We start from the raw sequence: 21,220 nt of genomic DNA on the forward strand, positions 1-21,220 counted from the left end.
CTTCGCTCGCTCATGGTGTGTCTACTGTAATGGCCGTGGTTTCCTACACTCACGCGAATATCCCCGCTGCCGGTTCCCCCGTGTCCTGCGGCGGTTTTCGATGAGTAACAAGCGCCCCGCGCCCGCGCTGCCGGAGCCCCTCGCTCCGATCATCGACGCGCACACCCACCTCGACGCCTGCGGCGCGACGGACGCGGCGTCCACCGCCGTGATCGTCGACCGTGCCGCGTCGGTGGGCGTCGGCCAGGTGGTCACCGTGGCCGACGACCTCGCCGCCGCGCAGTGGGCCGTCCAGGCCGCGCACTGGGACCCTCGCGTCTACGCCGCCGTCGCCCTGCACCCGACCCGGGCCAACGCGCTGGACGACGCGGCGAAGGCCGAACTCGAACGGCTCGGCGCCGACCCGCGGGTGGTCGCGATCGGCGAGACCGGCCTGGACTACTACTGGCCCGGCAAGCTGGATGGCTGCGCCGACATCGAGACCCAGGTCGAGGGCTTCCGCTGGCACATCGACCTGGCGAAGCGGCTGCGCAAGCCGCTGATGATCCACAACCGCGAGGCCGACCACGATTTGCTGACCGTGCTGCTGGACGAGGGCGCACCGGACACGGTCATCTTCCACTGCTTCTCCTCGGACACGAACATGGCGCTGGCCTGCGTCGCCGAGGGTTATGTGCTGAGTTTTTCCGGCACCGTGAGTTTCAAGAATGCGCACGAGTTGCGCGAGGCCGCGAAAGTCGTGCCGGACGAGCTGATTCTGGTCGAAACGGACGCGCCGTATTTGACCCCGCACCCATTCCGTGGTGCGCCCAACGAACCGTATTGCCTGCCGTACACCGTTCGCGCATTAGCCGAACTACGCGAACAGGACGCGGCCGAATTGGCGAAGATCACCACGGCGAACGCGCGCCGCGTGTACGGAATCTGAGCAAAGGGCTATTTTCCGGCTATTCGAGTACCCGCAAGGGGGCTGGATATACCCGGTGTGTCTTAGGTCACATCGATAGGCATATATCGTGATCAACCTGCGGCAGCGATATCTGTTCGTGATATTGAAAGACCCAGCTGAAGCAAGTGAAGGTTGTCTACCCCCAAACCCCTCGTTATCGTACTGTGACCATGTCCCCATTCACGCGAATCAACCAGTCACGATCGCCGCTGCTGTACGCGGCGGTCGGCGCGCTGTTGATGACGCTGATCGTCGGCGCAGGCTTGGCGATCGTGAACCGCAAGACGGTGACCGTCGTCGTCGACGGTGAGAAGCGGGTCGAGACGACGATGTCGCTCGACGTCCGCGGCGTCTTGCGGACGGCCGGCTTCGCCGTGACCGAGCGCGACCGGGTCGCCCCCGCGCTGGCCGCGAAGATCGGCGACGGCGCGACCATCACGCTCAACCGGGCGCGCGAGGTCCAGCTGATGGTCGACGGCCAGGCGCGCAAGGTGTGGACCACCGGGCTCACCGCCGGCGAGGCGCTCGAGCAGCTGAGCCTGCCCAAAGAGGTGTACGTCTCGCCGAAGCGGGACGAGAAGCTGCCGCTGGAGGGCGCCGCGCTGAATGTCGCGACGCCGCGGTCGGTCTCGCTGCTGGACGGCATCGGTGCTCCGGTCGACGTACGACTCGCCGCGCCGACGGTCGGTGAACTCCTTGCGGTGGCGGGTATTCCGCTGATCGAGCAGGACACCGTCGAGCCCGCCGCGACCACCCCGCTCACCGATGGTGTGCGAATCACGGTGACCCGCAAGCGAATCGAGAACCGGACCGAGACGCTGCCGCTCGACCCGCCGGAGAACGTGATCGAAGACCCGGAGATGAACATGAGCCGCTCGGTGGTGGAAACCCAGGGCGCGCCCGGCGTCCAGGACGTCACCTTCGCGGTCACCATGGTCAACGGCGCCGAGGTGGACCGCAAGCCGATCGCCTCGAACGTCACCGTCACCGCGCAGCCGAAGACCGTGCGCAAGGGCGCCAAGCCGGGCACCGAGGTGCCGCCGGTGCGCGACGGCTCGACCTGGGACGCGCTGGCCCGCTGCGAATCCACCGGCAACTGGAACATCAACAACGGCAACGGTTACTACGGCGGCATCCAGTTCGACCAGGGCACCTGGGAACGCCAGGGCGGACTGAAGTACGCACCCCGCGCCGACCTGGCCACCCGCGAAGAGCAGATCGCCATCGCCGAGATCACCCGCGCCCGCCAGGGCTGGGGCGCGTGGCCCGCCTGCACCAGCCGCCTCGGCATCAGCTGACCGCGCAGCCGCACTACTTCTGACTCCCCGCACCGAAAATCGCATGCAATTTTCGGTGCGGTGCATCAGAAGGCGTGCGGCTGTTGAAGGTGAGCGTGTTACCGGCTGGCACCCCTCGGTGTTGCCTGCGATTCGCCGGGTCGTCACGGTGAGCTGGCAGTATTCGCTGATCTGTACACTCGTCCAGGTTTGTGACGGTGTGGGTCGGGTCAGTGAGGTGTGGTCGATGAGGGTTGTTCAGGGGTTCCGGCGCGCGGTGGCGGTGGCCACGTTGTCGGCGAGTGCCGCGTTGTTCGTGAATGTCGCGCCGGCGCAGGCGGAAACTCCGGGGTCGCTGATCTCCATCGCGGCCCAGCCGGACGGCTGGCACGGGGTATCGGGCGGCTCGGTGCTCGAGTATTGGATGCGCGGCTCGGACGGCACCCCTCGGCCGGCCAGCGGGGCGCTGTTCGTCCCGCAGGGCACGCCGTCCGCGGGCGGATGGCCGGTCATCGCCTACGACCACGGCACCAGCGGCCTCGGCGCGGGCTGCGGCGGCCAGTCCGCGCCGGAAAGCCATCCGTACCAACAGATTCGGTCCAAAGAGGATCAGCTGATCCAGAACCTGCTCGCGCAGGGCTTCGCCGTGGTCGCCCCCGACTACCTCGGCCTCGGCCGCTTCGACACCGGCCCGCACCCGTACCTGGAGATCGCCACCGAGGCGACCGCCACCATCGATCTGCTGCGCGCCGCCCGCGCCACCAACCCGGACCTCTCGCGCACCTGGGCCGTGCTCGGGGTATCGCAGGGCGGCCAGGCCGCGCTCGGCACCGGCCACCGGCAGGCCGTCGACGCGCCCGACCTCGACTTCCGCGGCACCATCGCGATCGACCCGGAATCGGACGTGGAGAAGATCCTGCCGCTGGCCGGGCCGATCATCCCCACGATCCCCGGCAACGACGGGGCGCTGAGCTTCTTCGTCAGCATCCTGGCCGGCCTGCGCGCGGCCCGCCCCGATGTGCAGGTCGACCAGTACCTCACCCCGCAGGGCCGCGCGGTCCTGGACAGCGTCGGCACGCTGTGCCTGGACGGCATCATCGACCGCGTGCACGGCCTCGGCGTCGGCGACCTGCTCGCCCGGCCGCTCGGTCAGGAGCCCATCCGCTCGGCCCTCGACCAGTACCTCACCGTGCCGACCTCCGGCTACAACGCGCCGATCCTGTTGCTGCTCAACGCCACCGACACCACCGTCCCGTCGCCGCTGCACGCCGCGCTCGCCGCGCAGCTCGCCGCGAACGGCGTCGACTTCCGCACGGTCACCGGCACCGGCAAGCACACCCAGCTCAACGCCCCGATGCAGGCGGCCATCGACGACTTCCTGAACCGCATCAAGGCCACCCCGCTCCAGCGGTAGCCGTCGCGCACAACGTCGCCCGTCGCGCACGCAATTGCCGGCTGTTTCTCGCGCGGCACACCGAAAAGCGCGCGGGAACCAGGTGCGCGGTGGGGAGACGTCGCGCGGCGCCGAGCCGGCGGGTTGATAGGTTCTTCAGGTGTCCGAACCTGAAGTTGCTGCTCGTGGGAGTGCCGCGTTGCTCGGTCCCGCCGAAGTGCGGGTGCTGGCCGAGCGGCTCGGCGTGCGCCCGACCAAGCAGCTCGGGCAGAACTTCGTGCACGATGCGAACACGGTGCGGCGGATCGTCGCGGCGGCCGGGGTCGGGCGCGACGACGTGGTGCTCGAGGTCGGGCCGGGGCTCGGTTCGCTGACGCTGGCGCTGCTCGATGTGGTGGATTCGGTGGTCGCCGTCGAGATCGATCCGGTGCTCGCCGAGCATCTGCCGGTGACGGTCGCCGATCGGGCGCCGGAGCTGGCCGACCGGCTGAAGGTGGTCGAGGCGGATGCGCTGCGGGTCGCGGCCACGGATCTTCCGGTCGTGCCGACCGCGCTGGTGGCGAACCTGCCGTACAACGTGGCGGTACCCGTGCTGCTGCATCTGCTGGCCGAATTGCCAAGCATCGCAGTCTCTTTGGTGATGGTGCAGGCGGAGGTTGCGGACCGGCTGGCGGCCGCTCCCGGCAGTCGCATCTATGGCGTACCCAGTGTGAAGGCGGGGTTCTTCGGCACCGTTCGCCGCGCGGGCGCGGTCGGTACCCAGGTCTTCTGGCCGGTTCCACGCGTCGACTCCGGCCTGGTTCGCGTCGACCGCTACACCGAACCGCCGTGGCCGATCGACGAAGAACATCGTCGCCGCGTCTGGGAGGTGGTCGACGCCGCCTTCGCACAACGCCGCAAAACGCTCCGCGCCGCCCTGTCCGGCTGGGCCGGGTCCCCGGCCGAAGCCGAGCGCCGTCTGCTCGCCGCCGGCATCGCCCCCACTGCCCGCGGCGAAACCCTCGATACCGCCGCCTTCGTTCGCTTGGCGGCGCAGGGCTAGCTCAGGGCGCGACCGCGGTATGCGCGCGCGTGAATTCGACTGGCAGGGTGCGCAGTCCGCGCAGCACCGGGCTGGCGATGCGGACCGGCGCGCCGTTCGGTGCGACATCCGGTAGGCGGCGCATGATCTCCTCGATGGCCGCGGTCGCCTCGATGCGGGCCAGCGCGTTGCCGATGCAGTAGTGGGTGCCCGAGCCGAATGCGAGATGGTCAGCGATATTCGGGCGGTCCAGCCGGAATTCGTCCGGATCGGGCCAGTGGCCGGGGTCACGGTTGGCCGCGCCGATCAACGGGAGCACGTAGGCGCCGGCGGGAATCGTGGTGTCGCTCAACGAGATATCGGTGACGGCTCGGCGCAGCAGTCCCTGGCCCGGGCCGTCGAAGCGGAGGGTTTCCGCGACCACCGCCGCGGCCGCGGGTGGATCATCGCGGAGTTGCTGCCGCAGGTCCGGGCGGTCGAAGACGGCGAGCATGGCGTTGGCGACCAGGTTGGTGGTGGTCTCGTTGCCCGCGGCGAGCAGCAGGATGCAGAAGTTGACGATCTCCGGGGTGGTCAGCGCGTCGTCGCCGGTGCCGGCCACCAGCAGGCTGATCAGGTCGTCGCCCGGGTCGCGCCGACGCCTGCGCGCGGTGCGGAAGAAGAACCAGGAGATGGCTATCGCGCTGCGGAACATGGCGACCCGGGAGCCGCCGGTGAGCAGTCCGTTGACCAGATCGTCGGACCAGCGTTTGAAGTCGGCGTTGCGGGCCTCGGGTACGCCGAGCATTTCCGCGATGATGGCGGTCGGCAGCGGCGAGGCGAGATCGCGGACGAGATCCGCCGGGTGGTCGGCGGTCAGCATCGCGTCGACGAGCTGGGCGCTGATCTCGCGAATCCTCGGCTCCCAGGCGGTGATTCGGCGCGGGGTGAACGCGCGGCCGACCTTGCGTCGCAGGATCGTGTGGTCCGGCGGATCGCTGATGAGCAGCACGCGCACCGCGGTGAGGCGGGAAAGGAGGTGGCTCAACCATTTCGGCGGAGTCATGCCGGGGTTGAACGGATCGGATTCGATGGCGCCCACCGCGGAGGAGAACCGTTGCGCATCCCGCACGACCGTGCGCACGTCGTCGTAGCGGCTGACGATCCACAGGTCGGGATCGAGCGAGTGGTAGACCGGCGCCTCCGCGCGCAGCCGGGCGTAGCTCGGGTGCGGATCGGCGATGACCGCCGGATCGTTCAGATCGAAAGTGTGCGTCATGGTTTCGCCCCCAGTGTGATCAGCAGTGAATCGACCCATTCGTCCACGAAGCGCGCGTCGTCCAGGTCGAACGGCGGGTGGTGATAGACGTTCGTCAGCACCCAGTAGTTCTCGATGGCGCCGAGCCAGATCGTCGTCATCGCGGCGAAGTCGCGCTCCGGCAACCCCGCTTGCTCGGCCCGCTCGGCCAGCCACTTGGCCAGGAAGTCGTACGACGGCTCGAACAGTCGCTCCCTGGCCGCCGCCATCACCTCGGGAAACTGGTCGCTCTCCTTCATCATCACGCGAATCAGGTTGCGCCAGTTGGACATCAGCAGCAGCGAGCCCCGCGCCACCAGGATGAGTTCCGCGCGCAGGTCGCCCAGCGGGAACATCGGCGCCATGGCGAAGCCGGTCTCGGCCAGCTGAATCGCACCCTCGACGGCCGCGGCGAGCACCTGCTCTTTCGAGCTGAAATGCGTGTACAGCGCCCCGGATCGAGGCGAAAGCCCGGCGGCCTCTTCGATCGCGGCCACACTCGTCGCGGCGTATCCCTGCTCGGCGAACAGGCGCAGCGCTTGGGCGACAATCCGTTCCCGCGTACCGTCCGCCACGGTTTCCCCAATCAGCTGCTTACTCTTTCCAAGTGTGCGCTTGGATATCGGGCGAGGCAATGATGCTGAGCCACCGAAAGGAACTCGCGAAATAAGCGCGGGTGCTGACGGTTGGTCGGTGATTACCATAGCGCGGTGCCTGGGATCGTTGCGGAAGAAGTGCTGGTTCGTCAGCTCGGAGTAGGGGATCTGCCGGCTTGTCTGGATCTCGCCGCGGATCGGGAATGGCCGCGTGAGGAAGTCAAGTGGCGGTTATTACTGGAACTCGGCGGTGGCTTCGGAATCGACGATCCGCGTGGAGGTTTGGCGGCCACGGTTTTCCTGACCGAGGTGGCGCCGGGAATCGGCGCGGTGGGCATGCTGCTGGTTGCGAGCCGGCATGGTGGCCGGGGTCTGGGCCGTCGATTGATGGAAGCGGCATTGAGCACTGCCGACTGTGCAACGGTGTTCTTGTATGCGACCGAGGCGGGCAGGCCGTTGTATACGAAGCTGGGATTTCGGGTTGTGGACGAGGTCGTTTCGCACACCGGCGTATTCACGCGAGGTGCGCACGCCTTGGGGCTGCCGATCGATGAAACCGGCGACCTGTCGGCGCTGGCCAGTCTTGATCGGCGGGCATTCGGTGCCGACCGGAGCGTGTTGTTGCGGTCTGTGCTTGGGATCGCCGACCGGGTGGTTGTTGCGGAGGGCGGTTACGTGATTGCGTGGCGCAACTTGGGCACGGTGCAGGCGGGCCCGTTGGTTGCGGACTCGATAGGCACGGCGACGGCGTTGCTCGATGCTGTGCTCCCGGAAGGGGGTTCGGCGCGGGTCGATGTAGGCGGCGGTGCGGTTGCCGAGCTCGGCGGTTGGCTGGTCGAGCGCGGGCTGACAGCCAGGCCGCCGTTGCCGCTCATGGTGCTGGGCGTGGATTTGCCCGGACAACGGGTGATGTTGCGGTCGCCGTTTGCGCAGGCGCTGGGCTGAGCATCAGATAACGATTGGGGCTCAGGGGCTTTCGCTGGGCAGTGCTGGTCGGCGGTCTCCGTACGGCAAGCACCGACCTAGGCGTACTGGTCGGTTTGTGTTGCGGCGGAACTGAATACACGCGTCATGCACCTGCATCGAGAACGTGTTCTATCCACGAATCCGGCCATGCACATTGTGGATAACTTATCTTTGCCATTTTTGTGGCAGGGGTCACGATCGCTGTGGCGACGTCGATTCGGTTGTGTCTCATATCGATCCGCGTGACCCGAGAAGTGCAGGTCAGGCTGCCGATCGGCGGCTCGATCGAGCGCGCACCGGCGAGTGTGGACGTCAGTGCCCGCCACCCTGATGCGGCGCGCCGCCGGATGTGGATGAGCCTGTGGATGATTCGACCGTAGGTGCTTCCATGGTGAACTCGGCGGTGTGCACCGCGCCGCCGTGGGAGAAGTCTAGATACAGCCGATACGGGCCCGCACTCGGGGCCTGTGCATGGAACGCGACCTCGGGTCCGGCGGGGGTGCGGCCGATCTCGCCTTCCGGATGCACGTGCAGATAGGCGAGGTCGTTCGCGCGCAAAGCGACGAGATGCGCGTAGGCGCCGAGGTACGGTTCGAGGTTGGTCACCGGTGTGCCATCGCGGGTGATGGTGAACCGCAGCTCGCTGCCGGCCGTGCGGAGATCGCCGGTCGCGGTGACCTGGTAACCGTCCGTTGCCGCGGTCCGTGCGGGCGGCGGAAGTGGTTGTAGCGCAGCCGTTCCGGTCACGGAGACGGTCCGGCTGAGGACCAGTCCGCCGGGTCCGCTGCCGTCGGTTTCCGGCATGAAGTCGGTGAACACCCGATACGTCCCGGGCTGCGCCCAGGTCCAATCGATCGACCAGGTGCCGGCCGTGTCCATGGTCGGATGTACGTGCCGGTACTGCGTGGCGTCGGACCGGACGATGATCAGGTGCAGCTTCTTGTCGTGCTGGGTCCGGAACCCGACGACCGGCGCGCCGTCCGGCCCGGTGATCCGAAAGCGCAGGGCACCGGCTTGATTCGGCTCCGTCGGCGCGGTCAGGTCGGTGAGGGTGTAGCCGGATCGAGTCTCCGACAGCCCGGTGTCCGACCCGGCCGAGCTCGTCGTGCGGTCCGCGGCGCGCTCGGCCGGATCGCCGACCAGGGCGCCGATGCCGAGCGCGGCACCGAACAGCACGACGAGCGCGCCACCGAAGGCGGCGAACTTCAGCCGGTCCTGCATCAGACCGCGACCTCGTAGCCCGCCTCGTCCACGGCGGCCAGGATGGCGCTGTCGGCGATCGGCGCGGCGCTGTCGACCGTGACCGCGCCGCTGGCGAGATCCACATCGACACCGGTGACACCGTCGATCTTGCCGATCTCCGTCTTGACGGAGCTCACGCAGTGCCCGCAGGTCATCCCCGTGACGGTGTAGGTGGAACTGGGCATCTCCGACTCCTTCGCTCATTCTCCATCATACGGGCCGGGGGTACCCCGACTCGATCGAACATACCCCCAGTGGGTATTGCACGCAAGTGCTGGAATCCCGCTCATCGCGCACGCCACGACCGTACTGCGAGCGTCGCCGCGGCGACGAAAACCGCTCCGACCGCAGTGATCACGATGTGTGGTGGTTCGTAGGTCGCGTCGCCCGCGGTCAGGTAGATCCCGACATTGATCAGCCAGTGCCCGACCGCCGCGATCAGCACCCGCTGCCGGAAGCCGCCGGTGCCGAACGTGCCGAGCAGCGCGGCGAACGCCATGGTCGAGACAAAGAACGACACCGCGACCACCGGACCCGCGCCGAATGCTTGCACGTGCCACAGTGCCCACGTCGCGCCGGTTACGGCGATCGCCACGGACCGGCGCGTCCGCGATTCCAGCAGCGGTTGCAGGAATCCGCGCCACCCGATCTCCTCGCCGGTCGCGCCGATGAGCTGGATCACGAAGAACACCACGAAGGGCACGCCGCCGACGGCCGCCGGACCGACGAGATCGTGCCCCGCCAATGCTGTTGCCCCGGCGATCAATAACGCCAAAAAAATGCACGCCGCCACGATGTAGCCGAGATTCTCGCGAACTTGCCGGGCAGGCACCGACGCCGGAAATAGTGGGCCGAGAAACTTGCGACCGACGAGCCAGGTAACCAGTGCGCCGAGGGCGGGCGCGAATTGAACCACCGACAAGGCCGCCGGATCGATCCCCGAAACCGGTTGCAGCGCAAGCATTGCCGCCGAGGCGAGCAGCGTGGCAAAAATGTAGATTCCGATGAATGCCCAGAAGATTCGCGCGGTTGGCGCCGAAACTTGCTGAGCTGCGTAGTCGAAAGTGGCGGTAGGACTTTCAGGTCTATCTATCATCAGGAAATCGTCACATCGCGCCGGTGTCGTTGCCCTCATGCTTCAGGGCCATTTGTGCTGCTGTGACCTCATACTTCCGGTGCGACACTGCCTAGTTTGTCCGGCCCCAGCCGTACATCGCCAATTCGGCGACCTTCTCCAGTTCCGCCCGGCTCGCACCATCCCTGGCCGCGTGCGACATTCCCTGCAGCACCGTGCCGACATAGCGGGCCAACGTCGACGCGTCGTCCTTGGTGACCAGCACGCCCGAGTCGATATCGACCTGAATCCGGTCGGTGAACAACTGGAGATTCCGACTGCGCAGCCCCTGCAGCATGTCCGCGACCTCACCGCTGTTCGTGTTGATGCCGGCGCTGATCACCAGGCAACCGCGCGGATAGTTCGGCCGGGTGTACTCCGCGGCCGCCTCGTGCAGCGTGCGCCGGATCGCCGCCGCCGCGGTCGGCTCCTCGGCCAGTGCCCGCCCGATGAAGTCGCCGTACTTCGCGCCGAAGCTCTCGACCGCCTCCTTGAACAGCGTCGTCTTGTCGCCGAACGCCGCGTAGAGACTCGGCGCGCCGATGCCCATCGCCGTGGTCAGGTCACCGATCGAGGTGGCCTCGTAACCGCGTTGCCAGAACAGCCGCAGCGCCTGCTCCAGCGCGGCGTCCCGATCGAACGAACGCGGCCTGCCGCGGGTCGTAGGGCTCATGGAAATCATTCTATAGCGATCACTAGATATTGTGCTAACGTCCACTTCTGTAGTGATCGCTAGAGAAAGGAACCCCACGATGGGCGCACTGACAGGCAAGACCGCACTGGTGACGGGCGGCAGCCGGGGCATCGGCCGAGGCATCGCCGAACGGCTCGGCCGGGACGGGGCGCGGGTGGCGGTGCACTACAACGGGAGCGAGCAGGCCGCCGAGGAGGTCGTCACCGGCATCGAGGCCGCGGGCGGGTCAGCCTTCGCGATCCGCGCCGAACTCGGCGTCCCCGACGACGCCGCCGCCCTGTGGGCCGCCTTCGACGCGCATGCCGACGGGGTCGACATCCTGGTCAACAACGCCGGCATCGACGGCACCCGCGAACCGATCGAAGGCACCGACGAGGCCGCCTTCGACCGGGTGTTCGCGGTCAATGCCAAGGCCCCGTTCTTCATCACCAAGCTCGGCCTGGACCGGATGCGCGACGGCGGCCGCATCGTCAATCTCTCCACCGGCCTCACCAACGGCGCGCGGATGCCGGAGCTGATCGCGTACACGATGACCAAGGCCGCGCTCGACTCGTTCACCAGCGTGCTGGCCAAGCAGGTCGGCGCGCGCGGGATCACGGTGAACGCGGTGGCCCCCGGCATCATCGACACCGACATGAACGCGGGCTGGCTGAACAACGCCGAAACGGTGGCGATGGTGACACAGATGTCCCCGCTCAAACAGCTCGGTCAGCCCGCCGAAGTGGCCGATGTGGTCGGCTTCCTCGCCTCCGCCGACGCCCGCTGGGTTACCGGGCAGTGGATCGATGCCACCGGCGGGGGACTGCTGTAACCGAATGATTCACGGACGGTGAAAGGCCGATATCGAGCCGCGCGACGGCCAGGACCACCCATTAGGCTTGGGCACCGTGCTGTCAGTTGTCCCGAGCCCCATCACCGTGCGCGCGCCGTCGAAGGTGAACCTCCATCTCGGAGTCGGTGACCTGCGCCCCGATGGGTATCACGACCTGACCACGGTGTTCCAAGCGCTCTCGCTCAGCGACGACGTGGAGATCGCCCCGGCGGGCTCGCTGGCCGTGCGGGTGTCCGGCGAAGGCGCCGCGGACGTGCCGACCGACCGCACCAATCTGGTCTGGAAGGCCGCGGTCCGGCTCGCGCATCAGGCCGGGCGGGCGCCGCTGGTGGAATTCGCGATCGCCAAGGGCATTCCGGTGGCGGGTGGGATGGCCGGCGGCAGCGCGGACGGCGCCGCGGCACTGGTCGGTCTCAACGAACTGTGGGATCTCGGGCTCACCCGGGACGAACTCGCCGCCGTGGGCGCGGAACTCGGCAGCGACGTGCCGTTCGCCTTGCACGGCGGCACCGCGCTCGGCACCGGACGGGGCGAACGTCTGCTTCCGGTGTTGTCCCGCAACAGCTTTCACTGGGTGCTCGCGCTGGCCAAGGGCGGGCTGTCCACCCCTGCGGTATTCGCTGAACTAGATCGCTTGCGCGCGAACGGAACTCCGCCGCGACTGGGCGAACCACAGCAGCTGATGCAGGCTTTGGCCTTCGGCGATCCGAAACAGCTTGCGCCGCTGCTGGGTAACGACTTGCAGGCGGCCGCGCTGTCGCTGAAGCCGGAGTTGCGCCGCACGCTGCGCGCCGGGGTCAACGCGGGCGCGCTCGCCGGTCTGGTCTCCGGCTCCGGGCCCACCTGCGCATTCCTCTGTGAGAGTGAGGAATCCGCGGTGGCGGTCGCGGCGGAACTGGCGGGCGCGGGCGTCTGTCGCAGCATCCGGACCGCGAGCGGCCCGGTGCCCGGCGCTCGCGTGCTCAGCAGCGAGACGCCGGGTAAGCGGTAGCCGGCTCAGGCGATGACCTCGGCCAGGCGGTCGACCTGGTCGGCGTCGCCGCCGTAGCAGTAGAGCATGACCTCGTCGGCGCCGAGATCGTCGAATTGCTTGATGGCGGAACGGATTGCGTCGGGGGTGGTGAGCATCCCCTCGAGCATGTAGTCGGCACGGCCACTGAATTCGTAGTAGCCACCCATCGAGGCGCGGGCCTCGTCGATCAGGTTCTGGTCGCCGAGCACGACGTTGACCTGGGCGACGATGCGCGGCGCGCCGGAGCGGCCGTGGTCGGTCCAGGACTTGCGCACGGTGTCGAACAGCCGACCGGCCCAGGCGGCCGGGGCAGCGGCGAGAAAGCCACCGCCCCAACGACCTACGCGGTCGAGCGCGGCGGGCTGGAAGCCGCCGAACAGGATCTCGGGGCCTTCGGGCCGCAGCGGCGCGGGGCCGATCGGGCCGCAGTCGGGGCCGTACGGCTGACCGGACCAGACGCGGCGCATGATCTCCATCTGCTCGTCCAGGCGGCGGCCGCGGGTGCGCAGGTCGGTGCCGGAGGCGATGTGGTCGTCCGCGCGGCCGCCGACGCCGAGGCCGAGCACGAAGCGGCCGCCGGACATCCGGTCCAGCGTCGCGACCTGCTTGGCGAGCAGGGTCGGCTCGCGCAGCGGCGCGAGGAGCACCTCGGTTTGCAGCTTGATCCGGCTGGTGGCGCCGGCCGCGATGGCCAGTGCGACCAGCGGTTCGGGATTGTCGTAGACCAGCCGGTCGAGCAGGCCGAGGGTGGAGAACGGGCCGGCGTCGGCGCGGCGGGCCCAGTCGAGCAGAACGGTGGGGTCGGAGATGGGGAGACCGAGACCGACGTGCATGGGAGAACCTCCATGAGGAAACGCGAACTGGATGTGTGCCGCCCGCTCACCTCGGCCGAGGTGGGGCTCCCATGCTGCGGCTGTAATTCCGGAGAGCACCTGGTTAACTAACTTCGTTCGTGACGAACGCTGTTCGTTGGCATTAATCTAGACGAACAGCGTTCGTTCCGCAAGGGGGCGGCGGAGCGGGTTCGGGAAGCTCAGTACGCTGGCTCAGGGCAAGCAACTCGCCCGCCGCTGCAAGAACCGGAAGGATTCATGTCCAACCTGATCAACCTCGAGCAGGTTTCCAAGAGCTTTGGGATCACGCCGCTGCTGGACAACGTCTCGATGGGCGTCCACGCGGGCGAGCGGATCGGCGTCGTCGGTCTGAACGGCGGCGGTAAAACCACGCTGCTCGAGGTGCTCACCGGGCTCGAGCCGCCGGACAGCGGGCGGGTCAGCCGCGTCGGCGGGCTGCGGATCGCCACGGTGACCCAGCGCGGCGTGCTGCCGCCCGGTTCGACCGTCGGCGACGTCGTCTTGGCTGGTCTGGCCGACGACGCGATGACTGACGATGTGGCCGAGCACGAATGGGCCGCCAACCCGCGCATCCGCTCGGTGATGGAAGGAATCGGAATCGCCGGCCTCGGCCTGGAGACCTCGATCGACAACCTGTCCGGTGGCGAGCGCCGCCGCGTCGCGCTGGCGGCCGCGCTGGTTCGCGACCTCGATCTGCTCGTCCTCGACGAGCCCACCAACCACCTCGATGTCGAAGGCGTGCAGTGGCTGGCCCAGCACCTGCTCAACCGGCGCAGCTCGCTCGTGGTCGTGACCCACGATCGCTGGTTCCTGGACACCGTCGCGACCAACACCTGGGAGGTCGTCGGCGGCAAGGTCGAGACCTACGAGGGCGGCTACGGCGACTGGATCTTCGCCCGTGCCGAGCGCGCCCGGCAGGCCGACGCCTCCGAGGCCCGCCGCGCCAACCTGGCCCGTAAGGAACTGGCCTGGCTGCGCCGCGGCGCGAAGGCCCGCACGTCCAAGCCGCGCTATCGGGTGGAGGCGGCCGAGGCGCTCATCGCCGATGTGCCCGCGCCGCGCGACAGCGTCTCGCTGGCCGCGTTCGCGCGAAAGCGCCTGGGGCGGGTGGTGATCGAGCTCGAGGACACCACCCTCACCACCCCGGACGGCCGGGAGCTGGTGCGCGACCTGACCTGGCGGCTCGCGCCGGGCGAACGGGTCGGCCTGGTCGGGGTGAACGGCTCCGGCAAGACCACCCTGCTGCGTACGCTGGCCGGCGAGACCGAACCCGCGGTGGGCAAGCGCATTCAGGGCCAGACGGTGCAGATCGGCTGGCTGCGACAGGAACTCGACGACCTGCCGACCAATATGCGGGTGCTGGAAGCGGTCCAGCAGGTCGCGCAGCGAATCATGCTCGGCGACAAGGAGATCTCGGCGGGTCAGCTCGCCGAGCGGCTGGGCTTCACCCCGGCCCGCCAGCGCACCCCGGTCGGCGATCTGTCCGGTGGCGAGCGGCGCCGGCTGCAACTGACCCGCATCCTGATGGCCGAGCCGAACGTGCTGCTGCTCGACGAGCCGACCAACGACCTGGACATCGACACCCTGCAACAGCTGGAAGACCTGCTCGACAACTGGGCGGGCACCCTGGTCGTGATCAGCCACGACCGGTACCTGATCGAGCGCATCTGCGACTCCACCTGGGCGCTGTTCGGCGACGGCAAGCTCACCAACCTGCCCGGCGGCATCGATGAATACCTGAAAAAGCGTGCCGCACAGGGTGATACCGCGCCGCGCTCGGGCGCCGATACCAAGGCCGCGCCGGTCACCGACGCCGCGACCCAGCGGGCCGCGCGCAAGGAACTGTCCAAGCTGGAACGGTCCATCGAGAAATTCGACGAGCGCGAGCGCAAGCTGCACGCCGCGCTGGCCGAGGCCGCGACCGACCCGGACAAGCTGGTCCGGCTCAACGCCGAACTCAAGCAGGTCGTCGCGGAAAAGGAAGCCGCGGAGGAACGGTGGATGGAGCTGGCGGACGGGTAACCGGCCGTCAGTGCCCGGCGGCGCGGTCGTCCTGGATCGCCACCGGCAGGCAGGTCCGGACGAAGTCGGCGCCGAATCCGGTGAGCGACACGCTGCGGTAGATCACCTTGGTGCCGAATCCGGAGCGCTTGAGCAGATCACGCACCGGCCCTTGGGCTTCCAGCAGCTGGTACCGGTGCGGATTGCCGACCGGCTCGCGCGCGTGCTCGACCAGTCCGAGCCTGCGCAGGTTGGTCAGGTACTGCTGGATCCGGTTCGGGAAACGCAACCCGGCGTGCTCGCCGACCAGCGTCAGCATCGAGCCGACCCGTTCCGCGCCGAGTGCGCGCGGGCGTCCGGTGCGGATGTCGATCGAGGGCTGCGGGCCGTCCAGGTGCAGGAAGCGCAGGATCCGCGCCTCGTCCGGGGTCAGTTCGGCCAGCATGCCGGCGAAGGCCGGATGGTTGTCGTCGTCCCCGTGCGTGCTCGCCGACAATCGCAGCAGCGCCGCACCCTGCTCGCGCAGCGTGGGAACCGATTGTGCGGCAGGCTCATTCGGCGCCTCGGGGAAACCCAGCGCCCGGCGCAACCGGTCGCGCACCTCGGATTCGGCCTCGGCCAGCACTTCTCGCGGCGGCACGCCCTGGATGCTGCGCTGCACGACGGTCGAGGTGACGCCGACCGCCGTGCCCAGGCTCCACGCGGTCATGCCGGTCACCGCGGTCCAGGCCACCCTGGCCACGCCGGTGGCCGCGCGCACGCCGGCGATGGGATAGGGCACCCGCGAAGCGGATTCGTCCTGCCGGACGACTTGGCTGCCGGACCGTCGAGCGATCTCCGTCGACGGCGCCACCTCCGCGGCGGTGTGCTCGACGTCCCCGGCATCGTCGCCGGGGCCGGATTTCGCTACAGCCATGTGGTCGCCACTCCTGTTCCGAAAATCAGAATATGAGCGTATCCGGCGAAGAGCCCCAACACGCCGCCATGGAGAAAAAGCAGCCACTCATCTTGCTTGATGGCCGAGCGCAACATGTCGACGAAGTCCGGCGGCTTCAGTGCCGCCATCTGTTTGGCGATGTAGGTGTTGATCTGCCTGCCTTGGCGGACGTTGAACTCCGGGTCGGCGAAGGCGATCGGGGCGATGGCCATGGCCTCGGCGGTGAACGTGTCCTGCAACGTGTCGTAGTCACGGCTGCCGAGCATGAACTTGACCGCGGGGCGAGCCGGGCCGAGCGCGCGGTCGGCGGCCGGGCGCAGGGTGTCCTCCAGCATCTGGATGGTGCGGTCCGAGCGCGGGCCGTTGAGCAGTTCGTCGCCGATATTCGCCACGGTCAGCACCTGGCTCGACACCAGTTCGGCGTAGCCGTCGGTGATTTCGGACTGGCGTTTGATCAGCAGGCCCTGCCGCCACGGGCACCACCACTTCGGGTAGGCGGGCGCGAAGATCATGTTGATGCCGACCCAGTTGACCACCCAGCCGATCACCACGCCGCCGATGGGCAGCACGACCAGCGTGGACCAGCCGGTGAGATGCAGGATGGCTACCAGTACCACGCCCATCGGGGCGCCGAAGTAGAAGCCGAAATTGATCATGAACCGCAGCTCTTTCGCGCCAAGGACTTGGAACAGCGTGTTGAGCAGTTGCGGCCTGCCCTGGAAGTAGCGAATCACCATCTGCTTCACATCGAGCAGTTGATCAATATTCGCGCCTAATTCATCGGTCAGCTCGCGCAGAATATCCGGCAGTTGCTGACGAACTCGAGCCTGTACCATGTCGCGAACTTGGCTCGGCAGGTTGTACCAGAGCTGTGGATGTTCGCGCTTGAGAATATCCTCGACGATGGTCTGGATCTGTTCGTCGGCGATGCTGGCGAGATGTTCGGCGAGCTTGTCCGGCTCGAGCTCGCGGTAGAAATCGGCGACGCTGCCCAGTTTCGCCAGGCCCTTGTCCACCGCGATGCTGGCCATCTTGTCCGCGCGCGAGGGGACGATGCCCTGCCAGCCGAATCTGCCGTCGTAACTCAGTAGCGGCAACACCTGAATTCTTTTGGGCAGGAAGGGATACAGCGCGCGAAGTCCAGGCAATCGGAAGCCGTGGAAGGCAATCGGCTGGAACAGCATGAGCACGCCGGTCCAGTTGGTGATGTAGCCGATGATTCCGGTGAAAAGTGGGATAGTCAGAAGCTCTAGCAGGATTGTTGGGTGGACACCGAACACACTCTCTAACACGACACCCTCCTGCCGACACACCGGTGACCGCCGCCTCACCGGAACATCAAAGTAGCACCCTGTCGGCACCGGGACCTTATTGTGAGGAGAAGAGACGGGTCCACCTCGAGTGCGCGGTGCCACACTGCCGCATGCCGAGATATCGGTCACAGTGTTTGTGCGCAATGCCGCATCGGCGGAGGGCGACGGCGACAATGACCAGCGACACAGGGGGAAGTAATCTGTGGGGCGGGATTCGTTCACCTGGCGATATCGGAGTATGACGTGGCAGACGACAGGGCCGGACAGGACATCGCTCGAGCCGGTTCTCGCGCCGTTGAGCGCAGCTCGGATGTCGAACAGCGGCAGATCAGCAATGAGGCCCGGCTGATTCGCGGCGTATTCCGGGCGGCGGGGGTCGCGGCGGGCAGCGTGGTGCGCGGCGGTCAGTGGGCGGTCGGCACCACCTTCGAGGTCACCAAGGAGATCACTCAGGCGGCGCTGGACGGTGAATCGTCCGCCGATATCGCCGAGCGAACCGGAAATGCGTTGCGCTCCATAGCCCGTAGCGCGCTCGGCGTCACCGAGGGGTCGGTGCGCGAGATCGTCAGTTACGTGCCGACGCCGAACGGGCCCGGCAACAACAGCGGCGCGCAGCAGCAGGCGCTGGCCGTCGGCTCCTACCTTCGGTCGGCGAGCACCGACGAGCTACGCCGGCGCGGCGACGCGCTGCTCGCTCGTTCCGCCGACGTCTACTTCACCGAAGACGTGCACCCCGCCTACGACCGCATCCTCGACGAACTCGCCCCCGACGAGGCGCGCATCCTGCGTTTCATGGCGCAGAACGGCCCGCAACCCTCGGTCGACGTGCGCACCAACCGCCCGCTGGGCATCGGCTCCGAACTCGTTCAAGGGGATCTGACCTCGGTGCCCGAGCAGGCCGGCGTCCGCTACCCGGATCGGTCGCGCCCCTACCTGATCAACCTCAGCCGGCTCGGGCTGACCCTGGTCTCCGACGACCCGGTGGTACTGAGCCGATACATGGTGCTCGAGGTGCAGCCGGTGGTCGAGGCCGCGTTGAAGAAGGCCGGTCGCGCACCGAAAATCGTGCGCAAGAGCCTGCGCCTGACCGAGTTCGGCGAGGATTTCTGCCGCACCTGCTTCACCATCGCCAACTGAAACCTAAAGTCGATCTTGGGCGAAATGTCCCCCGACCGGTGATAGCGATCTGATACAAATCTCCCAAATCGTGTAGCCGAATGGCTTTGGATGGGATTGTTAAGTATGGATCAGGGAACCGGCGGGCTAGGCCGCGGCGACCCGAGTGCGGGTGGCGGCGGACAGGAGCGGGGCAACCCGAGGATCGACATCGGCCGGCTCGAGCGCGGCGACCCCGGGGCGGACGAGCAGAAACGCCGCGAGGGCAGACCGCGCGGCGACGAGCGCAAGCTCGACGACGTCACCGCGATCAGCAGATTGAAGTTCCGCTACCTACGCAGCCTCGACACGAAATCCTGGGATGAGTTCGCGGACACCATGATTCCCGAGGCGACCGCCACCTACAGCGAATACCTCCAGTTCGAATCGCGCGACGCGTTCCTCGCGTTCATGCGCAACACCCTCGGCCCGCACGTCATCACCGAACATCGCTGCGACCACCCGGAGATCGACGTCGACGGCGACGCCGCGACCGGCACCTGGTACCTCGCCGACACCGTGCTCATTCCCGGCCACAACATGCTGTTGCGCGGCGCGGCCTTCTACTCCGACGAATATGTCCGCTGTGACGACGGCCGCTGGCGCATTTCGCACACCGGTTACGAACGCACCTACGAAGTGGTGCTCTCGCTGAGCGATCTGCCGAGCCTGCGCCTGACCTCGAGCCGCTGGGGCCTGATCTCCCGCGAAGACGGCGTCATCTCCTCGGTCGAACGCGACCCCGGCGCACCGCCGGTTCGGCGCGAACCGGAAGCGGGCTGAGCTCAGTCCGCCGTCGCGACCAGTGGCTCCAAGGTCAGCTTCGGGAATTCCTTCTCGATGTACTGCAACCGCCACTTGTCACTGAACAGCGCGAGCAGCGCACCGTCGCTGCGGGTGAACACCTCGACACCGCGCTGCTTGCCCAACTCGTCCATGGACGCGGCGTCGGTGCGCCGAGCCAGCGTGTAGGGCAGATTGTCCATCTTGGTCTCGACATTGAACTCGGTCAGCATGCGCGCGGTGACCACCTCGAACTGCATCGGCCCGACGGCCGCGAGCACGGGCGACGCGTCGCCGCGAATGTCGTTGCGCAGCACCTGCACAACGCCCTCGGAGTCCAGCTGATCGATGGCCTTGCGGAACTGCTTGTACTTGCCCGCGCTCTCGGCGCGCAGCACCGCGAAGTGCTCCGGCGCGAACGACGGGATCGGCGGGAACTCCACCTTCTTGTCCACGAACAGCGTGTGGCCCGGGGCCAGCGCCGTCGCGTTGACCAAGCCGACCACGTCGCCGGGGTAGGCGGTGTCGACGGTGTTGCGCTCCCGGCCGAAGACGGTCAACGCGTACTTCGTCGCGAACGGGCGGCCGGTCTGTGCGTGCGTCACGACCATGCCGCGCTCGAACTCGCCGGACACGATCCGCATGAACGCCAATCGATCCCGGTGCGCGGCATCCATGCCCGCCTGCACCTTGAACACCACCGCGCTGAACGGCTCGGTGATCTCGCGTGCCCCGCCGTTCACGTCCGGGCGCGGGCCGGGCGGCGGCGCCAGCGAGACCAGCGCCTCCAGCAGCTGCCGCACGCCGAAGTTCAGCATCGCCGAGGCGTAGATGACCGGCGAGGTCTGCCCGGCGAGGAACATTTCCTGATCGTGGTCCTGCCCGGTGGCCGAGAGCAGCTCGCTCTCCTCGACCGCGGTGGTCCACGGCTCGCCCTCGCGCGCCTCGGCCTGCGCCGGGGTCAGCGACTCCTCCGGCGCGATGGTCGCGCCGCCGGCGGTGCGGGTGAAGTGGATGTATTCGAGCGGGGCACCCTCGTCGCCGCGGCGCAGCAGGCCGCGGAAGTCGCCCGCGATGCCGACCGGCAGAAACAGTGGGGTGGGGGTGAGGCCGATCCGTTCGCTGATCTCGTCCAGCAGTTCCAGCGGCGCCTGGCCGGGCCGGTCCCACTTGTTGATCACGGTGATGACCGGGATGCCGCGGTGCCGGCACACCTGGAACAGCTTGAGCGTCTGCGGCTCCAGGCCCTTCGCGGCGTCGATCAGCATCACCGCGGCGTCGACGGCGGTGAGCACCCGGTAGGTGTCCTCGGAGAAATCGGAGTGGCCGGGCGTATCGACGAGGTTGATCACGCTGTCCACGTCGGAGCCCTCGGCGCGGTAATTGAACTGCAGCGCGGTCGAACTGACCGAGATGCCGCGCGCCTTCTCCATCTCCATCCAGTCCGAGACGGTGGAGCGGCGGCCCGCCTTACCGTGGATCGCGCCCGCCTCGGAGATCATCCTGGCGTGCAGCGCGAGCGCTTCGGTGAGCGTCGACTTGCCGGCGTCGGGGTGCGAGATCACCGCGAACGTGCGCCGTCGGGAAACCTCGGCGGGAAGTCCCTCAGGGGAGGCGGTCAACGGAACAACCTTTCACAGACGACCGATCGGCAACCTGTCTAATCTACGCGATCCGCATGGCCCCGACACGACCTGTGCCCGACCACCCGATTCAACCTGGGCATAACCCTTGCGGTATGGTGTTCGGGTTGTCTCGGCGAGGGTGACCGCAGACCTTGATTTGCGTTCACCGTGATCGACGCG

The 21,220-nt window shown here is 67.7% G+C and carries 20 protein-coding genes; 10 read left to right on the top strand and 10 right to left on the bottom strand.

Annotated features, from left to right (window positions below; genetic code table 11):
• Positions 1 to 100 precede the first annotated feature (100 nt).
• From F3087_RS12585 to rsmA, 4 genes are all read left to right on the top strand, one after another.
• Positions 101 to 928, top strand: coding sequence for a TatD family hydrolase (locus F3087_RS12585; protein ID WP_150402096.1), 828 nt, complete (start codon positions 101 to 103; stop codon positions 926 to 928).
• Positions 929 to 1,119: 191 nt separating this feature from the next.
• Complete coding sequence (locus F3087_RS47305) at positions 1,120 to 2,247, top strand: resuscitation-promoting factor (protein ID WP_150402097.1); 1,128 nt, start codon at positions 1,120 to 1,122, stop codon at positions 2,245 to 2,247.
• Between the two features lie 226 nt (positions 2,248 to 2,473).
• Complete coding sequence (locus F3087_RS12595) at positions 2,474 to 3,640, top strand: alpha/beta fold hydrolase (protein WP_150402098.1); 1,167 nt, start codon at positions 2,474 to 2,476, stop codon at positions 3,638 to 3,640.
• Between the two features lie 139 nt (positions 3,641 to 3,779).
• Complete coding sequence (rsmA, locus tag F3087_RS12600; protein ID WP_150402099.1) at positions 3,780 to 4,661, top strand: 16S rRNA (adenine(1518)-N(6)/adenine(1519)-N(6))-dimethyltransferase RsmA; 882 nt, start codon at positions 3,780 to 3,782, stop codon at positions 4,659 to 4,661.
• A gap of 1 nt (position 4,662) precedes the next feature.
• Here rsmA and F3087_RS12605 read toward each other — a convergent pair whose 3' ends face one another.
• Positions 4,663 to 5,898 (bottom strand): cytochrome P450, encoded by a 1,236-nt coding sequence (locus tag F3087_RS12605; RefSeq protein WP_191093936.1) that lies wholly within the window; start codon positions 5,896 to 5,898, stop codon positions 4,663 to 4,665.
• On the bottom strand, positions 5,895 to 6,491 hold the full coding sequence (locus F3087_RS45915) for a TetR/AcrR family transcriptional regulator (protein ID WP_223885039.1): 597 nt from the start codon (positions 6,489 to 6,491) through the stop codon (positions 5,895 to 5,897). The genes F3087_RS12605 and F3087_RS45915 overlap by 4 nt, the downstream gene beginning before the upstream one ends.
• A gap of 111 nt (positions 6,492 to 6,602) precedes the next feature.
• Between F3087_RS45915 and F3087_RS12615 the strand changes: the two genes are divergently transcribed.
• Positions 6,603 to 7,457, top strand: a complete 855-nt coding sequence (locus F3087_RS12615) for a GNAT family N-acetyltransferase (protein WP_191093938.1) — start codon at positions 6,603 to 6,605, stop codon at positions 7,455 to 7,457.
• A 333-nt stretch (positions 7,458 to 7,790) separates the two neighbouring features.
• Here the strand turns inward: F3087_RS12615 and F3087_RS12620 are convergent, their stop codons facing one another.
• The 4 genes from F3087_RS12620 to F3087_RS12635 form a co-directional block, all read right to left on the bottom strand.
• Positions 7,791 to 8,699, bottom strand: a complete 909-nt coding sequence (locus F3087_RS12620) for a hypothetical protein (RefSeq protein ID WP_150402102.1) — start codon at positions 8,697 to 8,699, stop codon at positions 7,791 to 7,793.
• A complete protein-coding gene (locus tag F3087_RS12625; RefSeq protein WP_150402103.1) occupies positions 8,699 to 8,905 on the bottom strand; it encodes a heavy-metal-associated domain-containing protein in 207 nt (68 codons plus the stop codon). The genes F3087_RS12620 and F3087_RS12625 overlap by 1 nt, the downstream gene beginning before the upstream one ends.
• 101 nt (positions 8,906 to 9,006) lie before the next feature.
• The gene (locus F3087_RS12630) at positions 9,007 to 9,816 is read right to left on the bottom strand and encodes a CPBP family intramembrane glutamic endopeptidase (RefSeq protein WP_191093939.1); all 810 of its coding nucleotides are present in this window, start codon (positions 9,814 to 9,816) and stop codon (positions 9,007 to 9,009) included.
• Between the two features lie 91 nt (positions 9,817 to 9,907).
• Entirely contained in the window at positions 9,908 to 10,507 is a 600-nt protein-coding gene (locus tag F3087_RS12635) for a TetR/AcrR family transcriptional regulator (protein WP_223885040.1), read from the bottom strand.
• Positions 10,508 to 10,586: 79 nt separating this feature from the next.
• On the opposite strand from F3087_RS12635, the gene F3087_RS12640 reads away from it, so the two are divergent.
• Together F3087_RS12640 and F3087_RS12645 are read left to right on the top strand one after the other, a co-directional pair.
• On the top strand, positions 10,587 to 11,339 hold the full coding sequence (locus tag F3087_RS12640; protein ID WP_150402106.1) for an SDR family oxidoreductase: 753 nt from the start codon (positions 10,587 to 10,589) through the stop codon (positions 11,337 to 11,339).
• Between the two features lie 76 nt (positions 11,340 to 11,415).
• On the top strand, positions 11,416 to 12,351 hold the full coding sequence (locus F3087_RS12645) for a 4-(cytidine 5'-diphospho)-2-C-methyl-D-erythritol kinase (RefSeq protein WP_150402107.1): 936 nt from the start codon (positions 11,416 to 11,418) through the stop codon (positions 12,349 to 12,351).
• Between the two features lie 5 nt (positions 12,352 to 12,356).
• Here F3087_RS12645 and F3087_RS12650 read toward each other — a convergent pair whose 3' ends face one another.
• A complete protein-coding gene (locus F3087_RS12650) occupies positions 12,357 to 13,205 on the bottom strand; it encodes an LLM class flavin-dependent oxidoreductase (protein ID WP_150402108.1) in 849 nt (282 codons plus the stop codon).
• A 258-nt stretch (positions 13,206 to 13,463) separates the two neighbouring features.
• Here F3087_RS12650 and F3087_RS12655 point away from each other — a divergent pair, with 258 nt between their 5' ends.
• On the top strand, positions 13,464 to 15,248 hold the full coding sequence (locus F3087_RS12655; RefSeq protein WP_150402109.1) for an ABC-F family ATP-binding cassette domain-containing protein: 1,785 nt from the start codon (positions 13,464 to 13,466) through the stop codon (positions 15,246 to 15,248).
• Between the two features lie 7 nt (positions 15,249 to 15,255).
• Here F3087_RS12655 and F3087_RS12660 read toward each other — a convergent pair whose 3' ends face one another.
• Positions 15,256 to 16,143, bottom strand: a complete 888-nt coding sequence (locus F3087_RS12660) for an Abi-alpha family protein (RefSeq protein ID WP_150402110.1) — start codon at positions 16,141 to 16,143, stop codon at positions 15,256 to 15,258.
• Positions 16,134 to 17,477, bottom strand: coding sequence for a hypothetical protein (locus F3087_RS12665; protein WP_223885041.1), 1,344 nt, complete (start codon positions 17,475 to 17,477; stop codon positions 16,134 to 16,136). The genes F3087_RS12660 and F3087_RS12665 overlap by 10 nt, the downstream gene beginning before the upstream one ends.
• Positions 17,478 to 17,720: 243 nt before the next feature.
• Here F3087_RS12665 and F3087_RS12670 point away from each other — a divergent pair, with 243 nt between their 5' ends.
• Both F3087_RS12670 and F3087_RS12675 read left to right on the top strand, forming a co-directional pair.
• A complete protein-coding gene (locus F3087_RS12670) occupies positions 17,721 to 18,614 on the top strand; it encodes an Abi-alpha family protein (protein WP_150402111.1) in 894 nt (297 codons plus the stop codon).
• A 183-nt stretch (positions 18,615 to 18,797) separates the two neighbouring features.
• Complete coding sequence (locus F3087_RS12675) at positions 18,798 to 19,415, top strand: nuclear transport factor 2 family protein (protein ID WP_396897560.1); 618 nt, start codon at positions 18,798 to 18,800, stop codon at positions 19,413 to 19,415.
• A 2-nt stretch (positions 19,416 to 19,417) separates the two neighbouring features.
• On the opposite strand, the gene F3087_RS12680 is transcribed toward F3087_RS12675, so the two are convergent.
• Positions 19,418 to 21,037, bottom strand: coding sequence for a peptide chain release factor 3 (locus F3087_RS12680; protein ID WP_150402113.1), 1,620 nt, complete (start codon positions 21,035 to 21,037; stop codon positions 19,418 to 19,420).
• Between the last annotated feature and the right edge of the window lie 183 nt (positions 21,038 to 21,220).

The organism is Nocardia colli (assembly GCF_008704205.1).
Lineage (GTDB): Bacteria > Actinomycetota > Actinomycetes > Mycobacteriales > Mycobacteriaceae > Nocardia > Nocardia colli.